Raw genomic sequence first — 8,364 nt, forward strand, 5'->3', positions numbered from 1 at the left:
CGCGCGCCCCCCGCCCCGGGTGCCCGGGGGGCGGGGTGGCCGCCTTGGCCCAGACGTTCTCGTTGTTCAGGATGGTGAACTTGTAGTTCTTGGTGAACTCGAAGTTGACGGTTCCGGCGGTGAACTGGTTGTAGACCGACAGGCGGTGCGCATCGGCCTTCCAGAACGGACGCTGCTGCGCGGTCTTGGTCACCGGGAACCAGCGGCCCAGCGAGCCTTCCACATAAGGCGTGAGGTTTTCTTCCTGCATCAGGAAGGACACAAACTCCTTGGCGCGGGCCTTGTTCTTGGCCTGGTTGAACACCACACCCACCTTGACGGCGGCGCGGTAAACCATCTTGCTGCCGTCGGGCTTGTTCGGGAAGCCCGCCGTGCGGATGCGCTCGGTGTAGTTCTTCTTCGCGGTCTCGCGCTCTTCCGGCTTGAGCGAGGCGTTGTTCATGTCGTCCAGCCATTTCGCGGCGATCGAGATCGTGGCGTTATGAGTCAGGATGGTGGTCTTGTTATGGAAGGCGACATTGTTGTCCGGGTCCTTCCAACTGGTGGACGACGGCGGCGTGCAGCCCTTGGCATAAGGCTGGGTGTAATCCGTCAGCGCACCGATCAGGCCGGCGCGGACCTTGGGATCGTCGACCAGCAGCTTACCGCTGTCGCTGACCAGGCTCACGTTGTGGGCGTCCATGAAGGTCAGGAAGGAATAGAACGAGTCACTCGAATCCACGCCCAGCGGCTGGCCGATGCCGAAGGTGCGGTTGCCGGTTTTCTGGCGGTGGGCGGGCTGCACCTTGTCGCACCAGAAAGACCAATAGTCCTTCCAGGCCGTGGGAATGTCGGATTCCTTGAAGCCGGCCTCATTGAGCATGTCCACCCAGTACTCAATGTGCATGGTCTGCTGCTTCATCGGGAAGGCGTAGTAGGCCCGCGTCTTGGTGACGTCGTTGTAGAGGAAGGCAGTCTCCACCGTGTTGGGCGCGAAACGCGCGCGGATGGGGTTGATCACGCTGCTGATGTCTTCAAGCTTGCCGTCGAAAGCCCACTTGCCGGCGACCTGGAAGTCGTAGACGTCGGCATAGGCCACGTCGGGCGGGCTGCCGGAGTCGAGGGCCGCGACGGTTTTCGGGATCATGTCCTGCACGGGGTACTGCGAGAGCTCGACCTTCACGCCCTTGTGTTTTTCCTCGTACTTCTTGATCGCGGCGAACAGCGCGTCGTCTTCGGCTTTGTAAAAGCCCTTGACCCACCAGACGGTGAGCTTTTCCTGGGCGGCGGCCTGCCCCGCCGTGATGAGGCCGGCCGCGACCATCGCGGCGGCCAGAATTGTCTTGAGTCTCATTGGATTTGTCTCCTCTGCGGGTGGGTTGTTGAACGGCAAAAAACTCAAAAGGGTTCGTTGACGCATTGTTATCATATGATGATTAAACCCCGAGTCTTCTATGGAAAACCCGAAGCATTCCGCCCCTGATTCAATGCCATTCCGGCACCGGGGTAAAGAGGGCTTGCCCGGCAAAATGGGCGCGCAGGTTGTCGACGGCCAGCTTCGCCATGGCGTGGCGCGTCTGCACCGTGGCGCTGGCCATGTGCGGCGTCAGCACCACGTTGTCCATGGACCAGAGCGCCTCGGTGGGGTGTGGTTCTTTCTCGAACACATCGAGCGCCGCGCCGGCGATCACGCCTTGCTGCAGCGCGTCAACCAGGGCCGCCTCATCAACCACCGAACCGCGCGCCACGTTGATCAGGTAACCCTCGGGGCCCAGGGCTTTGAGCACTTCGGCATTGATCATGTGGCGCGTTCCGGCACCGCCGGGCGTGATCACGATCAGGAAATCCACCTGCGCGGCCAGTGCCTGTGCCGTGGGGTAAAAGGTGTAAGCGAGTTCCGCTTTGGCGCCGCGCCCGGTATAGGCAATCGACATGCCGAAGGCTTCGGCCCGGCTCGCGATGGCCTGGCCTATGCGGCCCAGGCCGACGATGCCCAGGCGCGCGCCCGAGACCTTGCGCGCCAGGGGCATGGCCCCCTCTTTGGCCCAGCGGCCGGCGCGCACATAACGGTCGGCCAGCGGAATGCGGCGCGCCACCGACAGCATGAGGCCTATGGCCAGGTCCGCCACCTCGTCGTTGAGCACACCGGGCGTGTGCGTGACCGGAATGCGTTTTTCCAGCGCGGCGGCGACGTCCACGCCGTCGTAACCCACGCCCATGATGGAAACCATCTCCAGCGCGGGCAGTTGCTCCATCAGGGAACGCGGCACCTTGGACTCCCCGCCTCCGGCCACCGCGCGGATCAGTGGCGCCACCTTGGCGAAAGCCGCCGGGTCGCTCTCATGCAGCCTGTCATGGACCTCATAAGCCGCCTGCAGCGGCTCCATCAGGAAGGGCGGAAGCTTGGCGACGGTGAGGATGTGCGGGCGGTTGGACGGGGCGGACAAAGGGCGGACTCCTGCGGTCATGGTTTTCACTAAGATAGCGTGGTCAATGGTATGACGATAATATGTTTGACGAATTAAGGACTTTCCCGCATGAGCACACCACCCAAGAAAAAACCCGCCCACGAACTCCGCAGCCAGCAATGGTTCGGCCGCCAGGACCGCGACGGCTTTGCCTACCGCAGCTGGGTCAAAGGCAAGGGCGTCCCGCACGACCAGTTCGACGGCCGGCCGGTCATCGGCATCTGCAATACCTTCAGCGAGCTGACGCCCTGCAACTCGCATTTCCGCACGATCGCCGAGCAGGTCAAGATCGGCGTCTATGAAGCCGGTGGCTTCCCGCTCGAATTCCCGGTGATGTCGCTGGGCGAAACCCTGCTGCGCCCCACCGCCATGCTGTACCGCAACCTGGCCAGCATGGACGTTGAAGAAAGCATACGCGGCAACCCCATCGACGGCGTGGTGCTGCTGATGGGCTGCGACAAAACCACGCCCTCACTGGTAATGGGCGCGGCCAGCGTCGACCTGCCCACGGTGGGCGTCAGCGGCGGCCCCATGCTGAGCGGCAAGTGGCGCGGCCAGGAGCTCGGCTCGGGCACCGGCGTGTGGAGCATGAGCGAGCAGGTGCGCGCCGGCACCCTGAAACTCCAGGACTTCTTCGAGGCCGAGAGCTGCATGCACCGCAGCCACGGCCACTGCATGACCATGGGCACGGCCTCGACCATGGCCAGCATGGTCGAAGCTCTGGGCATTGGCCTGCCCGGCAACGCCGCCTACCCCGCGGTCGACGGCCGGCGCAACGTGCTGGCCCGCATGGCCGGCCGCCGCGCCGTCGAGATGGTGCATGAGGACCTCATCCTGTCGAAAATCCTCACGCGCGAAGCGTTCGAGAACGCCATCAAGACACTGGCCGCGATTGGCGGATCGACCAATGCCGTGATCCACCTGATCGCGATGGCCGGCCGCATCGGCGTGAAGCTTACGGTCGACGATTTCGACCGGCTGGCCAGCGAACTGCCGTGCCTGGTCAACCTGCAGCCCTCGGGCAAATACCTGATGGAAGACTTCTGCTACGCCGGTGGCCTGCCGGTGGTGATGAAGGAGATCGCGCAGCACCTGCACACCGGCGCCATCACCGCCAACGGCAAAACCATAGGCGAAAACATCGCCGACGCCGAGAACTACAACACCGACGTGATCAAGCCGCTGTCCGCGCCCTTCAAGGACAAGGCCGGCATCGCCGTGCTGCGCGGCAACCTCTCGCCGCGCGGCGCCGTCATCAAACCCAGCGCGGCCACGCCCGCGCTCATGGTGCACAAGGGCCGCGCCGTGGTGTTTGAAACCATTGAGGACTTCCACGCGCGCATCGACGACGAAAACCTGGACATCGACGAAAACTGCGTGATGGTGCTGAAGAACTGCGGGCCCAAGGGCTACCCCGGCATGGCCGAGGTCGGCAACATGCCGCTGCCGCCCAAGGTGCTACGCAAGGGCATCACCGACATGGTGCGCATCAGCGACGCGCGCATGAGCGGCACGGCCTACGGAACCGTGATTCTGCATACCGCACCCGAAGCGGCAGCGGGCGGCCCGCTGGCATTGGTGCAAAACGGCGACATCATCGAACTTGATGTCCCCAATCGCCGCCTGCATCTGCATGTCAGCGATGAAGAGCTTGCACGGCGAATGACCAGCTGGAAAGCGCCCGAGCCGCCGCTGTCCTCGGGCTACTGGAAGCTGTACATCGACCACGTTCTGCAGGCCGACGAAGGCGTGGACCTGGATTTCCTGGTGGGCAAGCGCGGTTCTTTTGTGCCGCGCGACAACCACTGAGCCGGGTACAGCGCGGGTACGGGGCAACACCCGGCCCGCGGGTACCATTGGGGGTTTGAGGCGCGGCGTGCTCTTTTTTTCGGCTTTCGTCCCTGAAAAAGACCCGCGCCGGGATGCCGCAAAAAGCCAGGAAACCCAATGCAAGCCAGAAAATTCGATGTCGTCGCGCTCGGCGAAGCCATGGTGGAATTCAACCAGACCACCGCCGGCCAGCCCAACTACCTGCAAGGCTTTGGCGGCGACACCAGCAATGCCGTGATCGCCGCCGCGCGCGCCGGCGCCAGCACCGCCTACCTGACCCGCCTGGGCGGCGACACCTTCGGCCAGTCGCTGATGGCTTTGTGGGCCGCCGAGAATGTTTCCACGGCCGCCGTCCAACAGGACAGCGAAGCCAGCACCGGCTTGTACTTCGTCACCCACGGCCTCAAGGGGCATGAGTTCAGCTACCTGCGCGCGGGCTCAGCAGCCAGCCGCATGACGCCGGCCTGGCTGCAGCAGGCCGGCGCGGCTGATGCCGTGCGCCAGGCCAAAGTCCTGCACGTGTCGGGCATCTCGCTGGCGATTTCCGCGAGCGCCTGCGACACGGCCTTTGCCGCGATGAAGCTGGCCAAAGAGGCCGGCACGCTGGTGTCCTTTGATTCCAACCTGCGGCTCAAGCTCTGGCCGCTGGACCGCGCGCTGGCCTGCACACGCCATGCGGTGTCGCTGTGCGACATCTTCCTGCCCAGCCTGGAAGACATCACCGCCCTCAACGGCATGACGGATCCTGATGAAGTGGTCGACTGGGGCCATGCCCTGGGCGCCAAGACCGTGGTGCTCAAGCTGGGCGGCGACGGCGCGCTGGTCAGCGACGGCACGCGGCGCGAACGTGTGCCGGTGCACCGCGTGAAGCTGGTGGACGCCACCGGCGCCGGTGACTGCTTCTGCGGCAACCTGCTGGCGCGCATTGCCCAGGGCGACACGGTGTTCGACGCCACGCGCTATGCCAATGCGGCCGCGGCCCTCACGGTGCAAGGCTATGGCGCGGTGGCGCCGCTGCCGCGGCCTGAACAGGTCAGGGCCTTGCTGTGAGCCGCCTGCTCGCGGTCGACTGGGGCAGCTCGTCGCTGCGCGGCGCGCTGCTCGATGCCGATGGCGCGGCACTCGAAGAACGCGCTTTCCCGCGCGGCATCCTGACGGTAGACCCCGGCGGTTTTCCCGATGTTTTTGAAAGCTGCTTCGGCGACTGGATGGCACCCGGCACGCTGTGCCTGATCTCCGGCATGGCCGGCAGCAAACAAGGTTGGCGCGAGGCGCCCTACTGCGCCTGCCCCGCCGGCTTTGGCGCGATTGCCGCCGCGCTCGAATGGGTGGAGCCCGGCCGCATCGCCATCGTGCCCGGCCTGAGCATCGACAAAAACGGCGTGCCCGACGTGATGCGCGGCGAGGAAACGCAAATCTTCGGCGCGTTGCAACTGCTCGGCCTGGAGCATGCTCGCCTGGTACTGCCCGGCACGCACAGCAAGTGGGCCACCGTGAGCGATCGCAAGGTGACGGATTTCTCGACCTGGATGACCGGCGAGCTGTATGCGCTGCTGCGCCGCCACTCCATCCTGTCGCGCATGCTGCCCGAGGACGAGCCCGCGCTGGACGCCGCCGCCTTCGACCAGGGTGTGGCCCATGCGCTGTCCGGCCCCGGCCTGCTAAACACCGCCTTCAGTACGCGCACGCTGTCGCTGTTCAACCGGATGAAGACTGAGGCACTACCAAGCTACCTGTCGGGCCTGGTCATAGGCGAAGAACTCAAGGCGCAAACGCTGTCGCGCGGCGAGCCCGTGGTGGTCATGGGCGCGGAGGCGCTCACAGTGCGCTACGAACAGGCACTGGCCCAGCTCGGCGTGCCGGTCCAGCGCGTAGGCGCGGGCGCCACCTGGCGCGGCCTGCGCGCCATTGCCGACACGCTGGGCTGAGCGCGCCACCCCATCGATAGAACACCATGAACAACGCACACCCAAAATTCTCCAAAGCACTCACGACGCTCCCCCTGGTCGCCATCCTGCGCGGGCTCACGCCGGCCGAGGCTTTACCGGTCGGCCAGGCGCTGGTCTCCACGGGCTGGACGCTGATCGAGATTCCCCTCAATTCGCCGCAGCCGTTGGACAGCATCGCTGCGATGGCCGGCGCCTACCCCGAGGCCTTGATAGGCGCGGGCACCGTGCTCACGCCCGAAGACGTGCGCAATGTGCAAGCCGCGGGCGGCCAGCTCATCGTCTCGCCCAACTTCAACCCGGCCGTGGTGCGCGAAGCCGTGCGCCTCGGCATGGTCTGCCTGCCCGGCGTGATGACCGCCAGCGAAGCCTTTGGCGCGCTGGAAGCGGGCGCCACGGGTCTCAAGATTTTTCCGGCCGAGATGATCGCGCCGGCCGTGGTGAAAGCCCTGCGCGCCGTGCTGCCGAAGCAGACTCCAGTGATGCCGGTGGGCGGCGTCACGCCGGACAACATGGGCGCCTACCTCGCGGCCGGCGCCAGCGGCTTCGGCATAGGTTCGGCGCTGTACAAACCCGGCATGACGGCGGCCCAGGTGGCCGACAGCGCGAAGAACTTCATCGCCGCCTACACGGGTACCATGCGGGCATGAACACCCCCTCCCCTGCTGCGGCTTCCGCCATCTCCTTCGGCCTCGCTGGCCGCGTCTGCATCGTCACCGGCGGGGCGCAAGGCATAGGCGAGGCCTGCGCGCGCCGCTTTGCGCACGAGCAGGCCATCGTGGTGATCGCCGACGTCGCCGACGCGCCCGGCGCGGCATTGGCCAAGGAACTGGGCGGCCTGTATGTGCACTGCGACGTAGGCGACAAGGCCCAGGTCGACGCGCTGGTCGCGCAAACCGTGGCCGCGCACGGCCGCATCGACGTGCTGGTCAACAACGCCGGCATCTTCAGGGCCGCCGAGTTCCTCGACGTGACCGAAGCCGACTTCGACGCCGTGCTGCGCATCAACCTCAAAGGCTCCTTCCTGGTGGGCCAGGCCGTGGCGCGCGTGATGGCGGCCGCCGGCAAGGGCAGCATCGTCAACATGAGCTCGGTCAACGGCGTGCTCGCCATTCCCACGATCGCCAGCTACAACGTCAGCAAGGGCGGCATCAACCAGCTCACGCGCGTGATGGCGCTGTCGCTGGCCGGCCAGGGCGTGCGCGTCAACGCGGTGGCGCCCGGCACCATTGCCACCGAACTGGCCGCCAAGGCCGTGCTCACCAGCGACGAAGCCAAGGCCAAAATCATGAGCCGCACGCCCATGAAACGGCTGGGCGAACCTTCCGAGATCGCCGACACCGTGGCCTACCTGGCCAGCGATGCGGCCAGCTACATCACCGGGGAGATTGTGGTGGTGGATGGCGGGCGCATGACACTCAATTACACAGTCCCCGTCTAATCAGGCTGACTCCGCCCGCTTTGGCTGCTAGCCTGTAGTGGCAAGGCGCCACCCCGGCGCCGACAGACTGGAGTCACCATGGCCACGATCTACAAGGAATTCACCGTCGACGCGGGCATAGACAGCGTCTGGGATGCGCTGCGCGATTTCAATGCGGTGCACCGGCGCCTGGCGCCGGGCTTTGTGGTCGACTGCAAGCCCGGCGAAGGCGGCCGCACCGTGACCTTTGCCAACGGCGCGGTAGCGCACGAAGTGCTGGTGGGCATCCATGAAGCGGCGCATCGCCTCAGCTATACCGTGGTCGGCGGCAAGGCCAGCCATCACATGGCCTCGGCGCAGCTGTTTGCCGAGGGGGACAAGCGCACGCGTTTTGTCTGGATTACCGATGTGCTGCCCGATGCTTTGGAGGAATACATTGACGCGATGATGAGTCAGGGGGCGGTGGTGATGCAGCGGGCGCTTGGCGGCTCTTCGGAAAAGTCTGCTGGCTAGGCATCGAAGCTTCTTTGCTGCTTTGTACGTTGATGTTGGGTTGAGGTCCGGGGCCGGGGTCGCCCGGCATGCGACTCACTTTTCTTTGCTTCGCCAAAGAAAAGTAAGCAAAAGAAAGGCGACCCGCAGTCTGGGTCCCTACGCTTCGCTACGGGCAACCTGCGGTGCTCGACTACGGCGGGGTCTCGCTAAACTCGCTACGCTGCGC

Annotated in this window: 7 protein-coding genes and 1 pseudogene; 6 read left to right on the forward strand and 2 right to left on the reverse strand. The window is 65.3% G+C overall.

Annotated features, from left to right (window positions below):
* Positions 1-40 precede the first annotated feature (40 nt).
* Both AC1D1Y_RS14650 and AC1D1Y_RS14655 read right to left on the reverse strand, forming a co-directional pair.
* Positions 41-1,333: pseudogene (locus AC1D1Y_RS14650) on the reverse strand (ABC transporter substrate-binding protein); the annotation flags it as partial.
* 130 nt (positions 1,334-1,463) lie between these two features.
* Complete coding sequence (locus AC1D1Y_RS14655; RefSeq protein WP_477682959.1) at positions 1,464-2,426, reverse strand: 2-hydroxyacid dehydrogenase; 963 nt, start codon at positions 2,424-2,426, stop codon at positions 1,464-1,466.
* Between the two features lie 90 nt (positions 2,427-2,516).
* Between AC1D1Y_RS14655 and AC1D1Y_RS14660 the strand changes: the two genes are divergently transcribed.
* The 6 genes from AC1D1Y_RS14660 (at position 2,517) to AC1D1Y_RS14685 (ending at position 8,156) form a co-directional block, all read left to right on the forward strand.
* Positions 2,517-4,256 (forward strand): IlvD/Edd family dehydratase, encoded by a 1,740-nt coding sequence (locus AC1D1Y_RS14660; protein ID WP_477682960.1) that lies wholly within the window; start codon positions 2,517-2,519, stop codon positions 4,254-4,256.
* 138 nt (positions 4,257-4,394) lie between these two features.
* Entirely contained in the window at positions 4,395-5,327 is a 933-nt protein-coding gene (locus AC1D1Y_RS14665) for a sugar kinase (RefSeq protein ID WP_477682961.1), read from the forward strand.
* Positions 5,324-6,205 (forward strand): 2-dehydro-3-deoxygalactonokinase, encoded by an 882-nt coding sequence (locus AC1D1Y_RS14670; protein ID WP_477682962.1) that lies wholly within the window; start codon positions 5,324-5,326, stop codon positions 6,203-6,205. Before AC1D1Y_RS14665 ends, AC1D1Y_RS14670 begins: the two co-directional genes overlap by 4 nt.
* A 26-nt stretch (positions 6,206-6,231) precedes the next feature.
* Positions 6,232-6,873 (forward strand): 2-dehydro-3-deoxy-6-phosphogalactonate aldolase, encoded by a 642-nt coding sequence (locus tag AC1D1Y_RS14675; protein WP_477682963.1) that lies wholly within the window; start codon positions 6,232-6,234, stop codon positions 6,871-6,873.
* The gene (locus AC1D1Y_RS14680) at positions 6,870-7,664 is read left to right on the forward strand and encodes an SDR family NAD(P)-dependent oxidoreductase (RefSeq protein WP_477682964.1); all 795 of its coding nucleotides are present in this window, start codon (positions 6,870-6,872) and stop codon (positions 7,662-7,664) included. The genes AC1D1Y_RS14675 and AC1D1Y_RS14680 overlap by 4 nt, the downstream gene beginning before the upstream one ends.
* A gap of 78 nt (positions 7,665-7,742) precedes the next feature.
* Positions 7,743-8,156 carry an SRPBCC family protein gene (locus AC1D1Y_RS14685; RefSeq protein ID WP_477682965.1) on the forward strand — a complete coding sequence of 138 codons (414 nt, stop codon included), beginning with the start codon at positions 7,743-7,745 and terminating at the stop codon, positions 8,154-8,156.
* Positions 8,157-8,364 lie beyond the last annotated feature (208 nt).

Source organism: Polaromonas sp. P1_G1 (assembly GCF_056405595.1).

Bases quoted from the DNA above. Each gene is read 5' to 3' on its own strand.
- AC1D1Y_RS14685 (WP_477682965.1), top strand. From the start codon at position 7,743: ATGGCCACGATCTACAAGGAATTCACCGTCGACGCGGGCATAGACAGC.
- AC1D1Y_RS14660 (WP_477682960.1), top strand. From the start codon at position 2,517: ATGAGCACACCACCCAAGAAAAAACCCGCCCACGAACTCCGCAGCCAG.
- AC1D1Y_RS14675 (WP_477682963.1), top strand. From the start codon at position 6,232: ATGAACAACGCACACCCAAAATTCTCCAAAGCACTCACGACGCTCCCC.
- AC1D1Y_RS14665 (WP_477682961.1), top strand. From the start codon at position 4,395: ATGCAAGCCAGAAAATTCGATGTCGTCGCGCTCGGCGAAGCCATGGTG.
- AC1D1Y_RS14680 (WP_477682964.1), top strand. From the start codon at position 6,870: ATGAACACCCCCTCCCCTGCTGCGGCTTCCGCCATCTCCTTCGGCCTC.